Source organism: Limnohabitans sp. (assembly GCF_046052765.1).
Lineage (GTDB): Bacteria > Pseudomonadota > Gammaproteobacteria > Burkholderiales > Burkholderiaceae_C > Limnohabitans.
In genome coordinates, this window is sequence record NZ_JAVLFQ010000064.1 from 1 (window position 1) to 20320 (window position 20320).

Genomic DNA, 20320 nt, shown 5'->3' on the forward strand with positions numbered 1-20320 from the left:
AGATCTACACGCGTAAGATCGTCGGCAGCGTCAGATGTGTATAAGAGACAGTTGGTATCTGACCCCAATTACCCTGACCCTAATTACCCAATTACCATGACCCGTTTACTTTATATTCAAGAGTCTTAGCCATCCCCGCACATGCCCATGCCTACCACAGCCACACCACAAACCGTTCATTTCATCAAGCCCTCCAAAGCCGCAGTACCTGCGAATGAACGTTGGTCTCGCCAGACCATCGAAGACTTGTTCAATCTGCCCTTCAACGATTTGATGTTCAAGGCCCAACAAATTCACCGCGAACACTTCAACCCGAACGAAGTGCAACTCTCTACTTTGTTATCGATCAAAACAGGCGGATGCCCCGAAGACTGCGGTTATTGCCCGCAGTCGGTGCATTACGACACCGGTGTGGAAGCCTCCAAGATGTTGGATGTTGATGCTGTCAAAGCCGCCGCTGTTGAAGCCAAAAAGAACGGCGCCAGCCGTTTTTGCATGGGCGCAGCCTGGCGTGAACCCAAGGACCGCGACATTGAAAAAGTGGCAGAACTGATTCGCACCGTCAAGGATTTGGACATGGAAGCCTGCTGCACGCTGGGCATGCTGAGCGCATCGCAAGCAGACACTTTGAAAGATGCGGGGCTGGACTATTACAACCACAACCTAGACACCGCGCCAGAGTTGTACGGCGACATCATCAGCACACGCGATTACCAAGAGCGCTTAGACACGTTAGCGCATGTGCGCAGCGCAGGCATGCACGTGTGCAGCGGTGGCATCGTCGGTATGGGCGAAAGCCGCGCGCAACGTGCAGGATTGGTGCATCAACTTGCCAACCTGCAACCTCACCCCGAGTCTGTGCCCATCAACAATCTCGTGCAAGTCGAAGGCACGCCTTTGCATGGCACCGAGTCTCTAGACCTGCTGGAGTTTGTTCGCACCATTGCTGTGGCCCGGATCACCATGCCCACGGCACGCGTTCGTTTATCGGCCGGTCGCCAGCAAATGGGTGAAGCCATACAGGCACTGTGTTTCATGGCGGGCGCGAATTCCATTTTTTACGGTGACAAACTCTTGACCACTGGCAACCCAGATTGGCAACGCGATCAGGCTTTGCTGGGCAAATTGGGCATGACCACTAGTTAAGTGTTTGAATGAAACTCGCCACCTGGAACGTCAACTCTCTCACCGTACGTCTGCCGCAGGTTCTCGACTGGCTGAACGCACATACCGGCAGTGAAGCCATCAATGTGCTTGCTTTGCAAGAAACCAAAACCACAGACGATAAATTTCCTCGAACCGAGATTGAGTCCGCTGGTTATCAGGTCGCTTTCTTTGGTCAAAAAACCTATAACGGTGTGGCCCTTATTTCTCGTCACCCCATCACTGACGTGGTGCATAACATCCCTGGTTTTCCCGACGACATGGCGCGCGTCATCACCGGCACGGTCAATGGCGTGCGCGTGGTCGGCGCATATTTCCCCAATGGCCAAGCGCCAGACAGCGACAAGTTTGTTTACAAAATGACCTGGCTAAACGCGTTACACCAATGGCTGAAAGATGAACTGACACGTCACGACAAATTGGTTTTGATGGGTGACTTCAATATCACCGTGGACGACCGCGATGTATGGGACCCGATTGCGCTGGCCGGCACCATCCATTGCACCGAGGAAGAACGTGCACATTTTCATGGTCTGATCGATTTGGGAATGGTCGATGCCTTCAGGCTGTTCGATCAGCCAGAGAAAAGTTATTCCTGGTGGGATTACCGTGAATTTGCATTTCGCCGTAACCGGGGTTTGCGCATAGACCATGTGCTGGTGTCTACCGCATTGAAAACGCAGGTAGCGGCTTGCCACATAGACAAAGCGCCTCGCAAAAACGAACGCCCCAGCGATCACACGCCAGTTGTGGTCACACTGAACCTGAATTGAACGCCCTACTCAGCCAGACCTGAACGTACTCACTCTTAACCGCGACCCAATACCGAACAGCGCTTGCCATCACTCCAGACCGAGTTCCTGAATTTTGCGCGTGATGGTATTGCGGCCTATGCCCAATTTGTTGGCTGCATCAATGCGTCTACCGCGTGTATGCGCCAGCGCCGTTTGTATCAAGGTTGCTTCGAAGCGCTTGGTCAATGCATCCCACACATCTGTTCGACCATCGACCAACAAGGCCATGGCTTGCGCCTCTAAACCGCTTTGCCAATCTTCACCGGGCATGTTCAATACCAACGGTTTGGGCATACTTATACCTGTGCTGCCATGGACCAAAGGCGCGGTTACGCCCGCAGACAAAGCCTCGGCTGAGGCGGGGGATTCTTGGACACTTGCATTAAATGCTTTTGGCACAGACACATGCACAGCAGCTGGATTCAATACTTCGGGAGGTAAATCTTTGGGCTCAATCGCCTGAGCTGGTGCCATCACAGTGAGCCAGTGACAAATATTCTCCAACTGACGCACATTGCCTGGAAACGCAAAGTCTTGCAGCATGGCAATGGCAGTATCTGAAATACGCTTGGCCTCGACGCCAAGCTGTTGTGCGCTTTGTTGTAAAAAATGACGTGTCAACACCGGAATATCCTCGTGCCGCTCACGCAATGGCGGAAGTCGCAAACGAATGACATTCAAACGGTGAAACAAGTCTTCGCGAAAAGATCCTTCGGCAACACGCTGCTCCAGATTTTGGTGGGTGGCAGCGATGACTCGCACATTGGTTTTGATGGCGCTGTGACCACCTACACGATAAAAACTGCCGTCGCTCAACACCCGCAACAAACGGGTCTGCAAATCAAATTTCATATCGCCGATTTCGTCCAAAAACAGCGTGCCTCCATCGGCCTGCTCGAAGCGGCCGCGTCGCATGGTTTGCGCACCGGTGAACGCGCCTCGCTCATGGCCGAACAATTCGCTTTCCAGTAAATCTTTGGGAATCGCTGCAGTGTTGATGGCCACAAAGGGCCCTGCTGCACGTTGCGAATGTTTGTGCAAAGCACGCGCGACCAGTTCTTTGCCTGAGCCAGATTCACCAGTGATCATCACAGTGACATTGCTTTGGCTGAGTCGTCCAATGGCGCGAAACACATCTTGCATTGCAGGTGCTTGACCTAGCATTTCTGGCGTGCTGTCAACATCGACCGCACCCACGGCTTCACGCTGACTTTCCTCTAAGGCTCTGCGTATGAGTTCTATAGCCTTGGTCAAATCAAACGGCTTGGGCAAATATTCAAATGCACCGCCTTGAAATGCAGACACCGCGCTGTCAAGGTCAGAGTATGCTGTCATGATGATGACTGGCAAGCCGGGCATACGCTCTTTGACTTGCGACAGCAAGTCCAATCCGGAACCACCTGGCATACGAATGTCACTGACCAGTACTTGCGGGCTGTCCTCGGGAGAGAGATTGTTCAGCGCCTGTAACACTTCGCGGGGGTTGGTGAAGCTGCGTGTAGGCAGGTTTTCACGCATCAATGCCTTTTCCAGTACAAAGCGAATGGACTGGTCATCGTCAACGATCCAAATGGGTTTCATGGGTTTACTTAGCCTGTTGTCTCTGGGTGCTTGCTTGCGCTTACTTGTTTCAAGGCAAAGGAATCAAAATTTTGAAATCCGTTCGCCCCGCTTGACTGTCACACTCAATCACTCCCTGATGTTGTTGCACAAAAGTTTGAGCCAGATTCAATCCCAAACCTGAGCCTCCATCTCGGCCAGACACCAGAGGATGAAACAAACGGTCCCTGAGGTCTTCGGGGATGCCGGGGCCGTTGTCAATCACATGCAATTCCAGTGCCAACCGATACCTGTGTTTCACAAGGGTAATTTGTCGGGCAATACGAGTAGACAACACAATGAATGCGTCACCCTCGTTGATGCGATCTGTCAAGGCTTGCGCTGCGTTGTGCGCGATATTCAGCACCGCTTGAATCAACTGCTCCATATCGCCACGAAATTCGGGCAGCGAAATATCATAGTCGCGCCGTACTTGCAAGCCTTTGGGAAATTCAGCGAGTATCAAAGTACGCACTCGTTCACACACTTCATGGATATTCACATTGCCCACCACATGCGGACGGCGGTGCGGTGCCAGTAAGCGATCGACCAGGGTTTGTAAACGGTCTGCCTCTCGCACAATCACCTGCGTGTATTCAGTCAAATCTCGAGAATCCAATTCAAGTTGCAGCAACTGAGCCGCGCCACGAATGCCGCCAAGCGGGTTTTTGATTTCATGCGCCAAATTGCGGATCAATTCCTTGTTGGCCTGTGCGTGCTCCAACTGCCGTTCCTCACGGTCTTGCCGGCTTTGCGTTTCTTGGGGCAGCAACTCGATCAACACTTCGCTCCCATTGTCAGCAGAGGCCACCACCACATGCACGGTAAAATGCTCCGCCCCCTGGCGTTTGAGTTGTGCATCAAATCGCAAAGCCGAGAAATCATGACGTCTGGCACCATCCAAGGATTGACTGATAGCCATTTCATCGACAAACAATGCAGGCACATCGACACCTTGCAAACTGCGGCGCGACAAGCCCATGACATCTTCAAAGGAGGCATTGGCAAACAGCACTCGGTTGTCAGTGTTCACCACCAGCACCAAGGTTGCGAGCAAATCGAATGCAGTGAAACGTTGTTCAGGCATGGCGCTGTCCATCTCAGGGCGCACGCGCCAATTCACGGCGTAATGCGGCTTCATCTGCACGACAACGCACCAACTCTGGGCTGTTGGGCTGCAATTGCAAACAACGTGTTTGGGTTTTCACCAACTCATCGTTCAATATGCTTTTCGCGTTGCCGTCACGCTGCCTTTGTCCATTCATATCCACTTGAGGTATGACAAGCATAGGTGGAAGTTCTGCGGCTTTGTCGGGGGATTGACGTTTGCGCGGCGCCGTCATGGTGATCTCGGCTGGGAGGTCCACCTGCTGGCAATTCTGACCGGGACGCGGTTGGTTGGTGAACTCGTGCCCACAGCGCCAGACCGGTTGCGTGGTTTGCTGTGCCACAGCGTTCGCCGACCACAAGCAGGCCATGACACAAAGGACATTGACTGGCTTGATCATGACGCCTCCTATCGAAGATGAAAAAAAAGGCGGCATACTGCCGCCCTCTGGTCACGGGCTTGGCAGCCCGAGATTGGTTCGCATGTCTGTGCTCAGAGAGAGTAGTACATGTCGAATTCCACCGGATGGGTGGCCATGCGAAAACGTGTGACTTCCTGCATTTTGAGTTCGATGTAAGCATCGATCATGCTGTCGGTGAACACGCCGCCTTTGGTCAAGAAGCCGCGACCCTTGTCCAAATAGTCCAACGCTTGGTCGAGGCTGTGACACACGGTCGGCACCAATGCGTCCTCTTCGGGTGGCAAGTGGTACAGGTCTTTGGTGGCAGCTTCACCGGGATGGATTTTGTTTTCAATGCCGTCCAGACCCGCCATCATCAGTGCAGCAAAGCACAGGTAGGGGTTGGCCATGGGATCGGGGAAACGTGCTTCGATACGGCGGCCCTTGTCGGATGCGACGTGAGGAATACGGATAGAAGCCGAGCGGTTGCGGCTGGAGTAAGCCAGTTTCACCGGGGCTTCAAATCCAGGGACCAAGCGCTTGTAGCTGTTGGTGGTCGGGTTGGTGATGGCGTTCAAAGCGCGCGCATGCTTGATGATGCCGCCGATGTAGAACAACGCGGTATCGCTCAAACCTGCATAACCTTTGCCTGCGAACAGGTTTTTGCCGTCTTTCCAGATGGACTGGTGAACGTGCATGCCTGAGCCGTTGTCACCGACAATGGGCTTGGGCATAAAGGTGGCGGTTTTGCCGTGAGCATTGGCCACGTTCCACACCACGTATTTGAGTTTTTGTGTCCAATCAGCACGCTCAACCAGAGTGCTGAATTTGGTACCGATTTCGTTTTGACCGGCACCAGCCACTTCGTGGTGAAACACTTCAACCGGTATACCCATTTCTTCGAGAAACATGACCATTTCGGCACGCATGTCTTGGGTGCTGTCGACTGGAGGTACGGGGAAATAACCGCCTTTGACCGTAGGGCGGTGACCATGATTACCACCTTCGAGTTTGGCGCCACTGTTCCAAGGGGCTTCGTATTCGTCGATCTTGAAAAACGCGCCGGACATTTCATTGCCCCACTGCACGTTGTCAAAAATGAAGAACTCTGGCTCGGGACCGAAGTAAGCGGTGTCGCCCATGCCGGAGGCTTTCAAATAAGCTTCCGCGCGCTTGGCGATTGAACGCGGGTCACGGTCATAGGCTTTGCCGTCACCGGGTTCGAGCACGTCGCAAGACAAGACCAAAGTAGGATCTTGGAAAAAGGGGTCAAGAAAGGCGGTGTTGGCGTCTGGCATCAACAACATGTCAGAAGCTTCAATGCCTTTCCAACCGGCGATGGAAGAACCGTCAAACGCATGGCCTTCAGAAAATTTGTCTTCGTTGAACGCTGAAATCGGCACGGTCACGTGCTGCTCTTTGCCACGGGTATCGGTAAAGCGGAAGTCAACAAATTTGATTTCGTTGTCCTTGACGTCCTTCATGACGTCGGCGACGGTCTTGGCCATCAGTTTCTCCTGAGAGGTTAGTGGGAAATAGAAAGTTCATGATTGTCGTGCATGATTTATGCCACTTGGCAAAAAGTCACAAAAAAGTTGAAAGCACCATGCGTTCAGATCAAACCGTGCCCCTGATGGGACTTGCAGCTAGCAAAAACATCAAAACCATTCCATGTGCAAGCTTTCAGTGCCGCACCGAATTAGTGCAAAACTAATTTCGCACTAATTCGGGGCCTAATTGCGCACCAAAATGACTCAAACCCTTGAGTAAGCTAACAAATGCCAGTTCTACCTGCCCAACCGGCCCTTTGACACCGAGCTCAATATGCCGGCCGTACTCGGGATGGTCTACGCTTGGCAAGCTAAACACCTTGATACCTGTGAACTCGGCTTCAACCGCTTCCATCAATGGTGTGAGTGTGGCTTCCATCGATCCCATGACGATGACTGATTTTTCCATGCGCTGGCCAATGCGTGCAAAGCCCGCATAAAACTGATCAAGAACCCAATCGAGCATCGGCCAGGCCATGACTGGAAAGCCAGGCACAAAATGCACGGTCCCCGCTTTCCCCTGACAAGTAAAGCCAGGTATCTTGTTGTAAGGGTTGGGAATGATGGATGCCCCTTGCGGAAATCGACCCATGTTCAAACGGTGCATATTGTCTTCACGCATAGGCTCATAAGGCAGTCCTTGCTCTTGCGCCACATCCCGCGTGCGCTCGCGAATCAATTGCTCTGCTTGTGGGTGCAAAACCAAGGGCACACCCAGCGCAGCAGCAGCAGCCTGACGCGTGTGGTCATCCGGAGTCGCGCCAATGCCTCCGCACGAAAACACCACGCCGCTATGCTCAAAGGCACGCTGTAAAGTTTGCGTCAAACGCTGCGGGTCATCTCCGACATAATCCACGTGGCTCAAACTGAGTCCACGCGAAGACATCAATTCGATGACCTTGGACAAATGTTTATCCTGACGTTTACCGGACAATATTTCATCACCGACGATGATCAGGCCGAAATCAGGCACTGTGGTTGAATGGTTCATACAAGCAATCCTAACAAGGACAGAAAAGTGAAAAGAAGACACCTATTGGGCGCACTGGCGATTGGCACTGGTGCTTTGGTGGTGGGTTGGGGTATGTTGCCTTCCAGACAAAGAATGCGCACCTCCCTGCCATTGCAAGACATCAAAGGTCAACCGGCTTACAACGGCTGGGTGCGTATTGGCGATGATGACAGCGTGACGGTGGTGATGAGCCGCAGCGAAATGGGTCAAGGTGTTTATACAGGTCTGGCCATGCTGTTGGCAGATGAATTAGATGCCCGCTGGGACCAAGTACGCATCGAACAAGCACCCATAGACAACATTTACAACAACCAGGCGGTGGCTGCAGATGGTTTGCCTTTTCATCCCGATAACCACGGCAAACTCAAGGAAGTCGCTCAACAACTGACCGGTAAAACCATGCGCGAGTTTGGCTTGATGATGACCGGCGGGTCCTCAAGCATCAAGGACTTGTGGCTGCCCATGCGTGAGGCCGGTGCAAGTGCACGCGCCATGCTGGTGGCTGCTGCTGCATCGCAATGGCAAGTAGCAGCCGATGAGATATCGGTCAAAGATGGCGTGGTCTCTCACGCCTCTGGCAAGTCAGCACGGATGGGCGAGTTGACCCTTTTGGCGTCAACCCAGGCTCCACCGAAACAAGTCAAGCTGAAAACCACAGGCCAATTCACACTCATCGGTCAAAGCATGCCGCGTTTAGAAGTCGCATCCAAAGTAGACGGCAGCGCTGTCTTTGGCATGGATGTTCGACCACAAGGCATGCTGTTTGCATGTGTAGCGATGAACCCGGAGTTAGGCGGAACATTGCAAAGTTTCGATGGCACGCAGGTGCAATCCATGCCCGGGGTTCAAAAAATCTTGGCCTTGCCTGAAATGTATGGCAGCACCACAGGTGTGGCGGTAGTGGCGCAATCCACGTACCAAGCCATGAAAGGTTTGCGCACACTTCCCATTCAATGGGGCAAGGGCAAAGCAACCGATATCTCAGACAAAACCATTCAACAGACCTTCAAATCCGCTTTAGACAGCAAAAGCGAATTCACGTATTTTTCAAATGGCGATGTCGAAAAAGCGATCGGTGGATCTGCCAAGTTGTTGAAGGCCGAATACAGCGCACCTTATTTGGCGCATGCACCGATGGAGCCGCTCAATTGCACTGTGCTTTTTAAAGATGGCAACGCACAGGTATGGGCCTCCACCCAAATCACCGATTTGGCACGCCACGTGGTGGCCAAGGTCTTGGATATTGCAAGCGACAAAGTGCAACTGCATTTGACCTTACTGGGCGGCGGATTTGGCAGACGCCTAGAAATGGATGTGATCGCTCAGGCGGCTTTCATTGCCAAAGCTTGCACAGGAACGCCTGTGCAACTGTTGTGGGACCGCAGTCAGGAATTGCAACACGACTTTTACCGCCCTGCATGCGTCAGCCGTTTCACTGCGGGCTTGGATGAAAAAGGGCAATTGCTGGCATGGCAAAACACATCGGCCAGCCAAGCCATCGTGCCGCAAGTGCTGAGCCGTATGTTTGGCGTGCCAGGCGGCGGGCCAGACAAAACAACCGCTGAAGGTGCTTTTGACCAAGCCTATGAATGGCCGAATGCCAGCATGGGTCACTGCGCGGTGGACTTGCCGATTCCGGTGGGATTCTGGCGCTCGGTAGGTCATTCGCACCAAGCGTTTTTCAAGGAAAGTTTCATGGACGAAGTCGCCCGTGAAGCAGCGTTGGATCCGCTCGCCATGCGTTTATCTCTGCTCAAAAACCACCCGCGCCATGCGCGTGTGCTGCAACTGGCTGCAGAGAAAAGTGGCTGGAAAGCGGTGCCCTATCAACATACCGATGGCAGTCTGCGTGCCATGGGTTTGGCCTTGCATGAATCCTTTGGCAGCATCGTCGCGCAAGTAGCCGAAGTATCTGCAACTGATAAAAAAATCAGAGTGCACAGGGTGTGGTGCGCGATTGACTGCGGCACCGCTGTCAACCCAGATTTGATCGCACAGCAAATCGAAGGCTCGGTGGCTTTTGGACTGTCGGCCGCGCTTTATGGTCACATACAACTGGATCAAGGCCGGGTTCAGCAAAGCAATTTTCACGACTACCCATTGTTACGGTTGCCTCAGATGCCGGTGGTGGAAACATTCATTGTGCCCAGTGAGCATTCGCCAGAAGGTGTGGGCGAACCAGGAACACCACCGATTGCACCTGCCGTGGCCAATGCCTTGTACATTTTGACGGGTCAGCGTTTGCGTTCGCTGCCGCTGGCACTGACTGACTCCACCACCTGAGTCAGATTTTTTCTAGCATGTTGGGTTAGCTACTCAGAAAGTAATCTGTATGACTCACGCTGCACTGCCGCCCCTGCCCTTACCCTTAGGCATACGTTCACGCCAGATACCTATCGCTACCGGTTTGGATATGCACGTGTTGGAAGCCGGTCATGACACCACAACAACGCCCAGCAAGCCTTTAGTGCTGTTGTTACATGGTTTCCCAGAGCTTGCTTTCAGTTGGCGTCATCAAATGAACGATCTGGCGCGAGCAGGATTCCATGTGGTTGCACCCGATCAACGCGGCTATGGCCGCACCCACGGAGGCGATGACAGATTGGATGGGGATTGGCGAGCCAGCCATATGCTGCAACTGGTGGATGATGTGCTGGCGCTTGTCAAAGCCTTGGGACACACCCATGTGCACGCACTGATCGGGCATGACTTCGGCTCTCCTGTTGCTGCATGGTGCGCATTGACTAGGCCTGATGTATTTCAAAGCGTGGTGATGATGAGTGCACCCTTTGCCGGACCGCCGAACGCTGATGTGGGTGAGCAAGTCTATGCGCACTTGACCGCAGAGGTCCATGCGTTGGCGGATTTAAATCCGCCGCGTCAGCATTACCAGTGGTACTACTCCGGACCACACGCCAACGAAGACATGTGGCGTGCGCCGCAAGGTCTGCATGACTTTATGCGCGCTTACTACCATGTCAAAAGCGCTGATTGGAAAGCAAACCAGCCCTACAGGTTGCAGTCATGGCAGGCAGACCAGCTTGCCGAATTGCCTCACTATTACGTGATGCCTTTGGACAAAAACATGGCGCAAGCAGTGGCTGAGTTCATGCCCAGCTCAGAAGAAATTGCCTTGTGTCAGTGGTTACCAGAAAAAGATTTGGCGGTGTATTCGGCTGAGTACGGCAGACGGGGTTACCAAGGCGGCTTGCAGTGGTATCGCTGTGGCACAGACAAGCAAGAATACATGCGATTAGCCCAATTCAGTGGTCAAACCATCCGTGTGCCATCTGCGTTTATCGCCGGCGCCTCAGACTGGGGGATTTACCAGGTGCCCGGTGCATTTGAAAAAATGCAAACCAGTGCGTGTACGGATATGCGGTTCTGCGATTTGATACCAGACGCAGGTCACTGGGTACAACAAGAGCAAGCGCAACGGGTCACCTCGCGCTTGCTAGACTTCTTGAATCAGCTTTGAGCTGATTAACCGACCAGGTCAACCTTACCGCTGACGTCCATGATGCCGGTGATCACGCTCAATTTGGGATGGCGTTTTTTCACCATATCGCGAAACGTTGCCAAGGCTTCGGCATGTGCCTCTGTTTCGCTTTCGCGCTTGGACACGGCGGCTTCACCAAATGCCAGTTTGGCCGCACCGCAATCACGGTGGGTCACGCCGACCACGCGTTTGATGTGGTGCAATGAAACGGTGATGTCCAAATTATCCCAATAGGTTTTGTGCCAAGCTTCAAACTTGGGATGCACAGCACCAATAGGGCCGCCGGCCATGACGAAATGGCTGTAGTTGTCTTCCAGCTTGTCGCGGCTGACACCTTGCAACAAACCCATGTACTGCCAGCTGAGTGTGGTGAAACGAGGGTCGATACAGTTGACCAGCATGGATTCGTAGTTACCGCCACCTGCCCAGCTCGCGCCAGGCGTTGACAGCGCCAAACCGGTTGCCATAGCGCCGGCGGCACCCCAATTCAAAAATTGACGACGGCCCATACCCGCGGAACGAGTCATGGAGGGAGGGGTGCAACAGGCACAGGGTGCCAATGTGTTGGGTATGGTTTTGAAAACGCTTTCGGACATGGGCTTCACCTTAAAAAAATGTATGGAATGACTGAATACCGTCCACCAGCTGCGCCTCAAACCCAGCAAATAGATTTATCAGATTTGGTAGTTATCGGCTCCAATTCTATAAATTTAATGAAAAAAATAAAAACCTAGGGTTTATCCGAGGTATTTCCAGCGTATTCCTTCAACCCAGCATACTGTGAATGACGCTGAGTAAATACCAATTGATTAATTTTTTCATCTGTCAAGCCCAGCAATCCCAAGGTATGGGTGGCCAGACTCAAGCTCACTTCGAAGGCATCAGGAATCACCTCGTGCGCGCCGGCCAGCTTGAGCAGCTGCATGTCGTGGGCATCTCGGGTTCGCACAATCACAGGCACTTGGGGCGCGTGAAGCTTGACCAGTTCAATCACACGCAAGGCGGTTGCCGTGTCATCAAAACTCACGACCACCGCAGACGCACGGTTCAATCCAGCAGATGCAAGGTTGGAGAGTTGAAACGAATCGCCCACATCCACATGGTGACCATCAAGCACCGCATTCTTGACCACCTCAGGGTTGACGTCCAACGCGATATAAGAAATGGATTGCTGCTCCAGCAATTGACACAGGTTGCGTCCGGTATGGCCAAAACCGCACACCAATACATGGTGGTCGATGGCCATGGCATGACTGGCGATATTGGTGATTTGTAATGATTGACTCAGCCAATCGTCGGGTGAAAAACGGTAGACCAGTCGGTCGGCGTATTGAATCAAAAAAGGCGTGGCGAGCATGGACAACACCATCGCGGCCAGTACTGGGTTGGACCAGCGCGGATCAATCAAGCCTTGCGCCAAACCCAGCGTTAACAGCACAAAACCAAATTCTCCGGCTTGCGCCAGGTAAATGCCTGTGCGTGCCGCCACGCCGTTGCTCGCACCTCCGGCGTAGGCCAATACTGCGATCAGTACCGCTTTGACAAGCACAGGTACAAAGGCCAACACCAACACCCAAGGCCATTGCATTTGCAACACCTGCCAATCGAGTTTCATGCCCAAGGTGATGAAAAACAAACCCAGCAACACATCGTGAAAAGGCCGTATGTCTTCTTCCACGCGGTGCTTGTAATCAGTCTCTGCAATCAACATACCTGCCATGAACGAACCCATGGCCATGGACAAACCGGCATGCTCAGTCAACCAAGCCAAGCCCAATGTGATCAACAAAATATTGAGCATGAACAGCTCTTCGCTGTTGCGTTTATCGACGATGCGCAACCATACGCGCATGATCTTTTGGCCACCCCACAGCAGCAATCCCACCAGCACAGCGGCTTTCAACATGGCAGTAGATAACTCGGTCCAGACATTGCCTTCATTCATTTGACCCAACGCAGGAATCAACACCAGCAAAGGCACAACGGCCAAATCCTGAAACAACAAGGCACCGACAACACGGCGGCCGTGCTGCGTATCTAGCTCGGACCGCTCAGCCATCATCTTGACCACAATGGCAGTGCTGGACATGGCCAGCGCAGCACCCAACACGACGGCACCCTGCCAGCGTAAATCCCAGGGTAACTGCAAATAAGCCATGAGTTCAGACAATAAAAAATGTCCTAGCAAACTGCCGAGCAAGGTCAACAAGACTTGCGCCATGCCAAAGCCAAACACCATATGACGCAAACGCATCAGCTTGGGTAGGTTGAATTCCAGGCCGATCACAAACATCAACAACACCACGCCCATTTCAGCGACTGACGCCACCGCAACTTCGTTTTGCGCGATCAATGCGCCGCCTTGCGACAGAAAAATACCAGCGATCAAATAGCCCAACATGGCGGGCAAATGCAATAAACGACAACCGACCACGCCGACGACAGCGAACAATAAATAAATGAGCGTGGTTTCTAAGGGAGTCATCACAGGTTCAATGTTAGGTGGTTAACATGACAACCTGCAGCGATGCCACAAAGTTATTACTTCCTAAATATTGACCATTTTCATGAGCACACAAGATTTACCGCAGTTGCGGCAGGACCTGCTGGACATCCCAGACAACCAGAAACTGCACGGCGCCAAGTTGCTTCATCACCCACCCAAAATCTTGCTGCTCTACGGCTCGCTGCGCGAGCGTTCATTCAGCCGTTTGCTGGCCGAAGAATCAGCCCGCTTGTTACAAGCCATGGGCTGTGAGACGCGTTTTTTCAACCCCAGTGGTTTGCCGCTGACCGACGACGCACCCGATACCCATGCGAAAGTGGTCGAACTGCGCGAACTGTGCACATGGAGTGAAGGCATGGTGTGGAGCTCACCCGAGAGACACGGCGCGATGACAGGCATCATGAAGACACAAATCGACTGGATACCGTTAGCGCTGGGAGCGGTACGACCAACTCAAGGAAAAACGCTGGCAGTCATGCAAGTCAGTGGAGGTTCGCAGTCGTTCAATGCGGTCAACCAAATGCGGGTGCTGGGACGCTGGATGCGCATGATCACCATACCCAATCAATCATCAGTTGCTATGGCGTACAAGGAATTTGACGATAACGGACGAATGAAACCATCGGCATATTTCGACCGCGTGGTGGACGTGATGGAGGAGCTGGTGAAGTTCACCTTGCTGACACGCTCTGTATCAGACTATCTGGTGGACAGGTACAGCGAGCGCAAAGAAGCACAGCCTCTGGACCCCAAAGTACTTTGAGTGTTTGAGTGTTTGATGGTTTGGCAAGCACCAAGTCAGTGCCATACCTCCAAGCGAGCACTATTTTGGATCCCACTTTTCGCAGGCGTTGTCCAACTTGACCTCGGGAAAGTGCGACATCAGCTTGAATTTACGCGCGATCTCTGAGGCCTTGAAATAATCAAAGCCACAGCGTAGCCCCGTCTTAGCCGATGGCGAAGGCATCAGGAATTTACAAGTCTGACAAAGCGGCGGGGGCGGGATATTCACGGTGAGTCTTGACGGTTGTTTCGTTTGACAGTTGTCGTTAAACAGTTGCCTGTTACCAGCAATTGCTATGCCACCATTTGGTACGTAGGTTGACAACGATAAATGAGGGTCAGTCCACAGATGTAGGATGGTGTGGATGAACATATGCACGCAAGCAAACCAGGCCCAACCCGTTGACCTACTGAAGCGACCTGCCCATGATTGACGCCGCTTACTGCCAGTTGATGGCCGACTACAACCAATGGATGAACGACAAGCTAGTTAGGGTTTGCGCTTTGCTGCCAGAAAAGGAATTACACGCCGACAAAGGGGCGTTCTTCAAATCCATTTACTTGACGCTCAATCACATTGCTTATTCAGACTTGGCATTTTTATCGCGCTTCACCGGCGAACCTTTAGAAGTGCCACCCATGGGTCAAGATTTGTTCGGCGGGTTTCAAGCCTTGAGCAAACAGCGTGAAAAGTTAGATGCACGACTTTGTATTTGGGCCGGCAGCTTGACACCTGAATGGCTGGCGCAAACACTGACCTATGTGAGCAAGGTAGACGGCAGTCAACGCACCGCGCCGCACTGGGTATTGGTGACGCATGTGTTCAACCACCAAATACACCATCGGGGGCAATTAACCACTGTGCTGACTCAGCAAGGCATTGATATCGGGTCTACCGATTTGCCGTTTATGCCGAGGTTTGAAAACGTGAATTCCACATTCCAATAAAGCTGCTTTATGGCGGCGAAATGAGATTGACGCCCGGGAAATAGGTTTGATAGCGACGCGTGTCGCGCGTGAGCACTGGTAGTCCGCTGACTGCCGCACTTCACAAAACCAACCTGGGACGCAGTCACAAGCACCCAATCCCACAAAAAAGTCATTCACTCCGAAGAAGCCGCCTTGCTGCCTTGCCGCCTTGATGATCGAACACAACTTGGGCGTATCCACAGCCCAGACCTTTGCCTTGAAGCGATTGGACACAGATTTTTTTGAAGAAGACTGATCACACGGATGTAATTAGTATATAGTTTGTATATATTAAAAGGAGGTTTTTATGTCAACTACAAGCGATAGCCTGTTGGTTAAATTCCGGTCTAAGGACACACAATCTGGCGTGACTCGGGGTACTGTCAAAGCCATGGCCAAAGAATTGGATATGAACGAAACACAAGTCATACATATGGCTTTGTCCAAATTTGCCAACGATGTACTGCCCGCCTACGAACCTGATGACGGGCCGCTGAAAGCCTCACAACTCAACGCATTGCGTAATGACGCAAAAGCGCACATGCCATCAGGTAAGTCCCTGTCCAAAGCCACATTGTTTAAATGAAGAACAACTGGACACTACCAGCGCCTGGAGATATCGTTTGGTGTTTGTTTCCACAGATTCCCAAAATGGAGCCTGGCCCCAAACCAAGACCCGCCTTGGTCATCCAAGTAGATGAGCGCGAAGACGGTGCAATCGTTTCTGTGGTGTACGGCACATCGCAAAACGTCAGGCGCCTTAAAACCGGTGAAATAGCCATTACCCACACCATGCACCCAGCGGCTTACGCACTGGCAGGACTCGCTTACGACACCAAATTTGATTTCAAACTGATGCTGGATTTACCTTGGTCCGATCGCTATTTCAAACCACCGCCGCGCAACCCATTTGGCAACTCACCCAAAATGGGCACCCTGCATGCGACCGTGGTTCACGCAGTTGAAGCGGCTTACCGAGCGGCCATGTTTAGATAATTACCCAAAACCAAACAAGCCACTGACATTTGTACAGCGTAGACTCTCCTCTCTCTCACTTTTCCCGCACCCCTATGAACCGCCCCATCCTCGCCACCGACCACATACACCCCGCTATCCGCAATACCATTGCCCAGCACCATCAAGACATCGTCACTGAAGTGCAACAAGCGGTGCAACAACACGCTGTGGTTGTTGTTGGCATGGCGCAAAACCCCATGGTCAAGCAGGCGCGTGAAGCGCTGGCCGATGCAGGCTTTGCGGTGCATTACTTGGAATACGGCAGTTACCTTAGCCAATGGCGCCGTCGCAATGCCTTGAAAATGTGGACCGGCTGGCCCACATTTCCCATGGTGTTTGTCAATCAAGTGTTTGTGGGCGGTGCCAAAGACGTGAAAGCCCTGATCGCCTCGGGTGAATTAAAGAAACCCACTTGAAGCTTAAGATGGGCTGAATGCCTTTGAACACTTTATCCGCCCGTTACGCTGCTGTACGTCAACACACTTTGAAGCTCTCCGCGCCTTTGAGCGCCGAGGACCAGTGCGTGCAATCCATGCCGGACACCAGCCCGACCAAGTGGCATTTGGCACACACCAGCTGGTTTTTTGAAAACGTGGTCTTGCTGCCTTACCTGCCCGGCTACCAGGTGTTTGACGAGGCCTTTGCTTATTTGTTCAACTCTTACTACGAAGCACTGGGGCCGCGCCACCCGCGTCCGCAACGCGGCTTGTTGACCCGCCCTGCTTTGTCGCAAGTGCTGGCTTTTCGCGAACACGTGAATGCAGCCATGCAGCAATTGCTTTTGAACGAAAGCAAACTCTCTGGCGAAGCCTTGGCCTTGATTGAACTCGGTCTGAACCACGAACAACAACACCAGGAATTGCTGCTCACCGATGCCCTGCATTTACTTTCATGCAACCCGCTGCTACCCGCTTACGACGCACACTTCAAACACGCAAACGCCAGCCACGCAGAGTTGCAATGGTTGAGCTTTGATGAAGGTTTACGCACCTTAGGTCGTGCCGTTGATGCAACAGGTTTTGCGTTTGACAACGAAAGCCCGGCGCACCAGCGATTTGTGCAAGGCTTTCAGATCGCCAACCGTTTGGTGAACTGCGGCGAGTATCTGGCGTTCATTCAAGACGGCGGTTACGACAACGCCGACTTGTGGTTGTCCGAAGGCCGCGCGCAAGTGTTGCAAAACGATTGGCAATGCCCGCTTTACTGGTTGGCCCCTCAAGACCCGCGCGCCCCGTCTGAGCAATGGCAGGTATTTGGTTTGAATGGTGTGCAGCCCTTAAACCTGCAAGCGTCGGTAGCCAACCTGAGTTTTTACGAAGCATCTGCATTTGCACAATGGGCAGGTGCCAGATTGCCTACTGAATTTGAATGGGAAGTCGCCAGCACTCACACAGAAATACAAGATATGCATGCACAAGTGTGGCAATGGACCCGCTCCGCCTACGAGCCCTACCCTGGCTTTGTGCCCGCCAGCGGTGCGGTGCGCGAGTACAACGGCAAATTCATGGTCGGCCAGCAAGTGTTGCGCGGCAGCAGTCTGGCCACCTCATCGCAACACAGTCGCCACACCTACCGCAATTTTTTCCCTGCGCATGCGCGTTGGCAGTTCAGCGGTTTGCGCCTTGCCAAAGATTTATAAACCTTTCAACATGACCGCTCCAGATACTGAAAGCCTGCACTTCATGCAGGACATGCAAGCGGCTTTGTCGCTCTTGCCTAAAAGCATTTCACCAAAATATTTTTACGACCAAGCAGGCTCTGCGCTGTTTGACCGCATTTGCGAATTGCCCGAGTACTACCCGACACGCACCGAGTTGTCCATTTTGCAAACGCATGCAAGCGATATGGCGCAGCACATGGGCGAACACGCAGACATCATCGAGTTCGGTGCGGGCTCGCTGCAAAAAATACGTTTGCTGTTGAATGCCGCCAGCCAACCTGCGCGTTACGTGCCTATGGACATATCCGGTTCGCATTTGCAAGCAGCGAGTGGTTTGTTAAAAGAAGAATTTCCCTTCTTACACATACAGCCTATGGTGGCCGACTACACCAGCGACTGGCAATTGCCCGCGCCCTTGCCGGGTGCGGAAAAGCGCGTGGCATTTTTTCCAGGCTCGACGATTGGCAATTTTTCGCCCCAGCAAGCGCACATATTTTTTCAAAACTGCGCTCAACACTTGGCAGGCGGCGCATTGCTGCTCGGTGTTGACCTGATCAAGTCGCCCGATGTTTTGCACGCGGCCTACAACGACGCTCAAGGCGTGACCGCTGCGTTCAACCTGAATCTGCTGACACGCGCCAACCGTGAACTCGGCTGCAACTTTGATCTCAGCCAATTTGCGCACAGTGCTTTTTACAACGCACCCCTGCAACGCATTGAAATGCATTTGCTCAGCCTGAAAGCGCAAACCGTGCATTTGAATGGTCAGTCGTATGCGTTCGATGCAGGCGAAACACTGCACACCGAGTATTCACACAAATTCACCATTGCAGGCATACAACAGGCTGCACAATCAGCAGGCTTGCAAGCCGGTCCGGTTTGGACCGACCCGCAACATCTTTTCGGCCTGCTTTGGCTGAATATTCCCCACTCACAGGAGACTTCAGTATGAGAGCCATTTGGAACGACACCGTGGTTGCAGAAAGCAACGACACTGTTTTGGTTGAAGGCAACCACTACTTTCCCGCAGATGCTTTGAACAAAAACTTTGTGTCCCCAAGCAACCACAAAACCTTGTGTGCATGGAAAGGCCAGGCCAGCTACTTGTCGCTGCTGGTCAACGGTGAATTGAACAACGATGCGGTTTGGTACTACGCAGATCCCAAGCCACAGGCCGAAGAAATCCGTGGCCGCGTGGCGTTTTGGAAAGGCGTGAAGGTCGTTGAGTAACAACCGCGTCAGTTGCGCTGCAATTTACGGCTTTACCCACTAGGGTAAACCCCAGATACTCCTCGAATTGAGGTGCAATCTCAGCCACAATAACGGCTTTCGCTTGATAGATAGTCGCTTATATGAACTTGGATCTGGTGCTGCTGGCTGTGGCCGATGGTGTGTCGTATGCCGGGCTGTTGTTCATGGTGTCGCTAGGCTTGACGCTGATCTGCGGGGTCATGGGTATTGTCAATGTCGCGCACGGTGCCTTGTATGCTTTCGGCGGCTATGCAGCTTGCACCTTGAGTTTGCAAGTCATGCAAAACACGCCCTCTACTTTTTTACTGCTGCTGGTCTTGCCAATTGCTGCGTTGATGGTTGGACTGGTGTTGGGAACTGCGATTGAAGCAGGTTTGTTGCGCCGTATTCAAGGGCGCGATCCGGTGCAGCAGTTACTGATGACTTTCGCTGGCTTCATGGTGCTGGAAGATGTGCAACGACTGATTTGGGGCACGCAACCTTACTCCGCGCCTGACATCATTGGTCGACTGGGCACCGTCAATTTTTTCAATGTCACCTACACGAGTTACCAACTGGTGCTAATTCCTCTGATGGCCTTGATCAGTTATGCAGGGCTGATGTTTTTTCTGCGCTTCACATCAACCGGACGACAAGTGGTGGCGGTCACGCACCACCGTGAAATGGCGACGGCTTTAGGTATCAATGCCAAACGTGTAGGCTGGCTGACCTTTGTACTAGGTGCCACCTTAGGTGCTTTGGGTGGCGCCATGGCCGCACCGACAACCTCCATGGTGCCAGGCGCAGGTGCCGACATGATCGTGCTTTCATTTGCAGTCGTGGCAACCGCAGGCATGGGGCAAATCACTGGCGCATTGTTGGCTTCATTGATGATTGGACTGACGCGCTCTGCTGCTGTGTATCTCGCGCCAGAATGGGAAGTGGCCGTGCCCTACTTAATCATGGCCTTGGTGCTGTTGGTACGACCTGACGGACTGTTTACCGTTGCTCAGGCGCGCAGGATTTGAC

At 52.7% G+C, this 20320-nt stretch carries 20 protein-coding genes; 13 read left to right on the top strand and 7 right to left on the bottom strand.

The annotated features are described in order from the left end of the window. Positions 1 to 147: 147 nt before the first annotated feature. Both bioB and xth read left to right on the top strand, forming a co-directional pair. Positions 148 to 1146: a biotin synthase BioB gene (gene bioB, locus AC9UG7_RS08810; RefSeq protein ID WP_509586676.1), complete on the top strand. Its 999-nt coding sequence runs from the start codon at positions 148 to 150 to the stop codon at positions 1144 to 1146. Between the two features lie 8 nt (positions 1147 to 1154). Further along, the gene (xth, locus tag AC9UG7_RS08815; protein ID WP_509586679.1) at positions 1155 to 1937 is read left to right on the top strand and encodes an exodeoxyribonuclease III; all 783 of its coding nucleotides are present in this window, start codon (positions 1155 to 1157) and stop codon (positions 1935 to 1937) included. 69 nt (positions 1938 to 2006) lie between these two features. Here the strand turns inward: xth and ntrC are convergent, their stop codons facing one another. The 5 genes from ntrC to AC9UG7_RS08840 all read right to left on the bottom strand — a co-directional run bounded on the left by ntrC (position 2007) and on the right by AC9UG7_RS08840 (position 7606). Beyond that, a complete protein-coding gene (ntrC, locus tag AC9UG7_RS08820; protein WP_509586682.1) occupies positions 2007 to 3539 on the bottom strand; it encodes a nitrogen regulation protein NR(I) in 1533 nt (510 codons plus the stop codon). Between the two features lie 49 nt (positions 3540 to 3588). After that, positions 3589 to 4656 carry a nitrogen regulation protein NR(II) gene (glnL, locus tag AC9UG7_RS08825; protein WP_509586814.1) on the bottom strand — a complete coding sequence of 356 codons (1068 nt, stop codon included), beginning with the start codon at positions 4654 to 4656 and terminating at the stop codon, positions 3589 to 3591. Position 4657: 1 nt separating this feature from the next. Further along, positions 4658 to 5065 carry a hypothetical protein gene (locus tag AC9UG7_RS08830; protein ID WP_509586685.1) on the bottom strand — a complete coding sequence of 136 codons (408 nt, stop codon included), beginning with the start codon at positions 5063 to 5065 and terminating at the stop codon, positions 4658 to 4660. Positions 5066 to 5157: 92 nt separating this feature from the next. Further along, positions 5158 to 6573, bottom strand: a complete 1416-nt coding sequence (glnA, locus tag AC9UG7_RS08835; protein WP_509586688.1) for a type I glutamate--ammonia ligase — start codon at positions 6571 to 6573, stop codon at positions 5158 to 5160. A gap of 202 nt (positions 6574 to 6775) precedes the next feature. Then, positions 6776 to 7606, bottom strand: coding sequence for a competence/damage-inducible protein A (locus AC9UG7_RS08840; protein ID WP_509586691.1), 831 nt, complete (start codon positions 7604 to 7606; stop codon positions 6776 to 6778). Between AC9UG7_RS08840 and AC9UG7_RS08845 the strand changes: the two genes are divergently transcribed. Further along, positions 7598 to 9910, top strand: a complete 2313-nt coding sequence (locus AC9UG7_RS08845; RefSeq protein ID WP_509586694.1) for a xanthine dehydrogenase family protein molybdopterin-binding subunit — start codon at positions 7598 to 7600, stop codon at positions 9908 to 9910. The two genes, AC9UG7_RS08840 and AC9UG7_RS08845, sit on opposite strands and share 9 nt — an antisense overlap. Positions 9911 to 9959: 49 nt before the next feature. Then, on the top strand, positions 9960 to 11105 hold the full coding sequence (locus AC9UG7_RS08850; RefSeq protein ID WP_509586697.1) for an alpha/beta fold hydrolase: 1146 nt from the start codon (positions 9960 to 9962) through the stop codon (positions 11103 to 11105). A 5-nt stretch (positions 11106 to 11110) separates the two neighbouring features. On the opposite strand, the gene AC9UG7_RS08855 is transcribed toward AC9UG7_RS08850, so the two are convergent. Both AC9UG7_RS08855 and AC9UG7_RS08860 read right to left on the bottom strand, forming a co-directional pair. After that, positions 11111 to 11653, bottom strand: a complete 543-nt coding sequence (locus AC9UG7_RS08855; protein WP_509586700.1) for a hypothetical protein — start codon at positions 11651 to 11653, stop codon at positions 11111 to 11113. A gap of 203 nt (positions 11654 to 11856) precedes the next feature. Next, positions 11857 to 13611 carry a cation:proton antiporter gene (locus AC9UG7_RS08860; RefSeq protein WP_509586703.1) on the bottom strand — a complete coding sequence of 585 codons (1755 nt, stop codon included), beginning with the start codon at positions 13609 to 13611 and terminating at the stop codon, positions 11857 to 11859. Between the two features lie 82 nt (positions 13612 to 13693). Between AC9UG7_RS08860 and arsH the strand changes: the two genes are divergently transcribed. From arsH to AC9UG7_RS08905, 9 genes are all read left to right on the top strand, one after another. After that, positions 13694 to 14395, top strand: coding sequence for an arsenical resistance protein ArsH (gene arsH, locus AC9UG7_RS08865; protein ID WP_509586706.1), 702 nt, complete (start codon positions 13694 to 13696; stop codon positions 14393 to 14395). 446 nt (positions 14396 to 14841) lie between these two features. Beyond that, positions 14842 to 15363, top strand: coding sequence for a DinB family protein (locus tag AC9UG7_RS08870; RefSeq protein WP_509586709.1), 522 nt, complete (start codon positions 14842 to 14844; stop codon positions 15361 to 15363). A 328-nt stretch (positions 15364 to 15691) separates the two neighbouring features. Next, complete coding sequence (locus AC9UG7_RS08875; protein WP_509586711.1) at positions 15692 to 15970, top strand: hypothetical protein; 279 nt, start codon at positions 15692 to 15694, stop codon at positions 15968 to 15970. Beyond that, positions 15967 to 16380, top strand: coding sequence for a type II toxin-antitoxin system PemK/MazF family toxin (locus AC9UG7_RS08880; protein WP_509586714.1), 414 nt, complete (start codon positions 15967 to 15969; stop codon positions 16378 to 16380). The genes AC9UG7_RS08875 and AC9UG7_RS08880 overlap by 4 nt, the downstream gene beginning before the upstream one ends. 74 nt (positions 16381 to 16454) lie before the next feature. Then, positions 16455 to 16817 carry a glutaredoxin domain-containing protein gene (locus tag AC9UG7_RS08885; RefSeq protein WP_509586717.1) on the top strand — a complete coding sequence of 121 codons (363 nt, stop codon included), beginning with the start codon at positions 16455 to 16457 and terminating at the stop codon, positions 16815 to 16817. A gap of 17 nt (positions 16818 to 16834) precedes the next feature. After that, positions 16835 to 18040, top strand: a complete 1206-nt coding sequence (gene egtB / locus AC9UG7_RS08890; RefSeq protein ID WP_509586720.1) for an ergothioneine biosynthesis protein EgtB — start codon at positions 16835 to 16837, stop codon at positions 18038 to 18040. 10 nt (positions 18041 to 18050) lie between these two features. Next, positions 18051 to 19013, top strand: coding sequence for an L-histidine N(alpha)-methyltransferase (gene egtD, locus AC9UG7_RS08895; protein ID WP_509586723.1), 963 nt, complete (start codon positions 18051 to 18053; stop codon positions 19011 to 19013). Then, positions 19010 to 19291 carry a DUF427 domain-containing protein gene (locus tag AC9UG7_RS08900; protein WP_509586726.1) on the top strand — a complete coding sequence of 94 codons (282 nt, stop codon included), beginning with the start codon at positions 19010 to 19012 and terminating at the stop codon, positions 19289 to 19291. The genes egtD and AC9UG7_RS08900 overlap by 4 nt, the downstream gene beginning before the upstream one ends. A 122-nt stretch (positions 19292 to 19413) precedes the next feature. Continuing rightward, positions 19414 to 20319 (top strand): branched-chain amino acid ABC transporter permease, encoded by a 906-nt coding sequence (locus AC9UG7_RS08905; RefSeq protein ID WP_509586729.1) that lies wholly within the window; start codon positions 19414 to 19416, stop codon positions 20317 to 20319. Position 20320 lies beyond the last annotated feature (1 nt).

Bases quoted from the DNA above. Each gene is read 5' to 3' on its own strand.
- glnL (WP_509586814.1), bottom strand. From the start codon at position 4,656: ATGGACAGCGCCATGCCTGAACAACGTTTCACTGCATTCGATTTGCTC.
- AC9UG7_RS08880 (WP_509586714.1), top strand. From the start codon at position 15,967: ATGAAGAACAACTGGACACTACCAGCGCCTGGAGATATCGTTTGGTGT.
- AC9UG7_RS08900 (WP_509586726.1), top strand. From the start codon at position 19,010: ATGAGAGCCATTTGGAACGACACCGTGGTTGCAGAAAGCAACGACACT.
- glnA (WP_509586688.1), bottom strand. From the start codon at position 6,573: ATGGCCAAGACCGTCGCCGACGTCATGAAGGACGTCAAGGACAACGAA.
- AC9UG7_RS08860 (WP_509586703.1), bottom strand. From the start codon at position 13,611: ATGACTCCCTTAGAAACCACGCTCATTTATTTATTGTTCGCTGTCGTC.
- AC9UG7_RS08875 (WP_509586711.1), top strand. From the start codon at position 15,692: ATGTCAACTACAAGCGATAGCCTGTTGGTTAAATTCCGGTCTAAGGAC.
- egtD (WP_509586723.1), top strand. From the start codon at position 18,051: ATGACCGCTCCAGATACTGAAAGCCTGCACTTCATGCAGGACATGCAA.
- ntrC (WP_509586682.1), bottom strand. From the start codon at position 3,539: ATGAAACCCATTTGGATCGTTGACGATGACCAGTCCATTCGCTTTGTA.
- AC9UG7_RS08855 (WP_509586700.1), bottom strand. From the start codon at position 11,653: ATGACTCGTTCCGCGGGTATGGGCCGTCGTCAATTTTTGAATTGGGGT.
- arsH (WP_509586706.1), top strand. From the start codon at position 13,694: ATGAGCACACAAGATTTACCGCAGTTGCGGCAGGACCTGCTGGACATC.
- AC9UG7_RS08885 (WP_509586717.1), top strand. From the start codon at position 16,455: ATGAACCGCCCCATCCTCGCCACCGACCACATACACCCCGCTATCCGC.
- AC9UG7_RS08870 (WP_509586709.1), top strand. From the start codon at position 14,842: ATGATTGACGCCGCTTACTGCCAGTTGATGGCCGACTACAACCAATGG.
- AC9UG7_RS08850 (WP_509586697.1), top strand. From the start codon at position 9,960: ATGACTCACGCTGCACTGCCGCCCCTGCCCTTACCCTTAGGCATACGT.
- AC9UG7_RS08905 (WP_509586729.1), top strand. From the start codon at position 19,414: ATGAACTTGGATCTGGTGCTGCTGGCTGTGGCCGATGGTGTGTCGTAT.
- bioB (WP_509586676.1), top strand. From the start codon at position 148: ATGCCTACCACAGCCACACCACAAACCGTTCATTTCATCAAGCCCTCC.
- AC9UG7_RS08830 (WP_509586685.1), bottom strand. From the start codon at position 5,065: ATGATCAAGCCAGTCAATGTCCTTTGTGTCATGGCCTGCTTGTGGTCG.
- xth (WP_509586679.1), top strand. From the start codon at position 1,155: ATGAAACTCGCCACCTGGAACGTCAACTCTCTCACCGTACGTCTGCCG.
- AC9UG7_RS08845 (WP_509586694.1), top strand. From the start codon at position 7,598: ATGGTTCATACAAGCAATCCTAACAAGGACAGAAAAGTGAAAAGAAGA.
- egtB (WP_509586720.1), top strand. From the start codon at position 16,835: ATGCCTTTGAACACTTTATCCGCCCGTTACGCTGCTGTACGTCAACAC.
- AC9UG7_RS08840 (WP_509586691.1), bottom strand. From the start codon at position 7,606: ATGAACCATTCAACCACAGTGCCTGATTTCGGCCTGATCATCGTCGGT.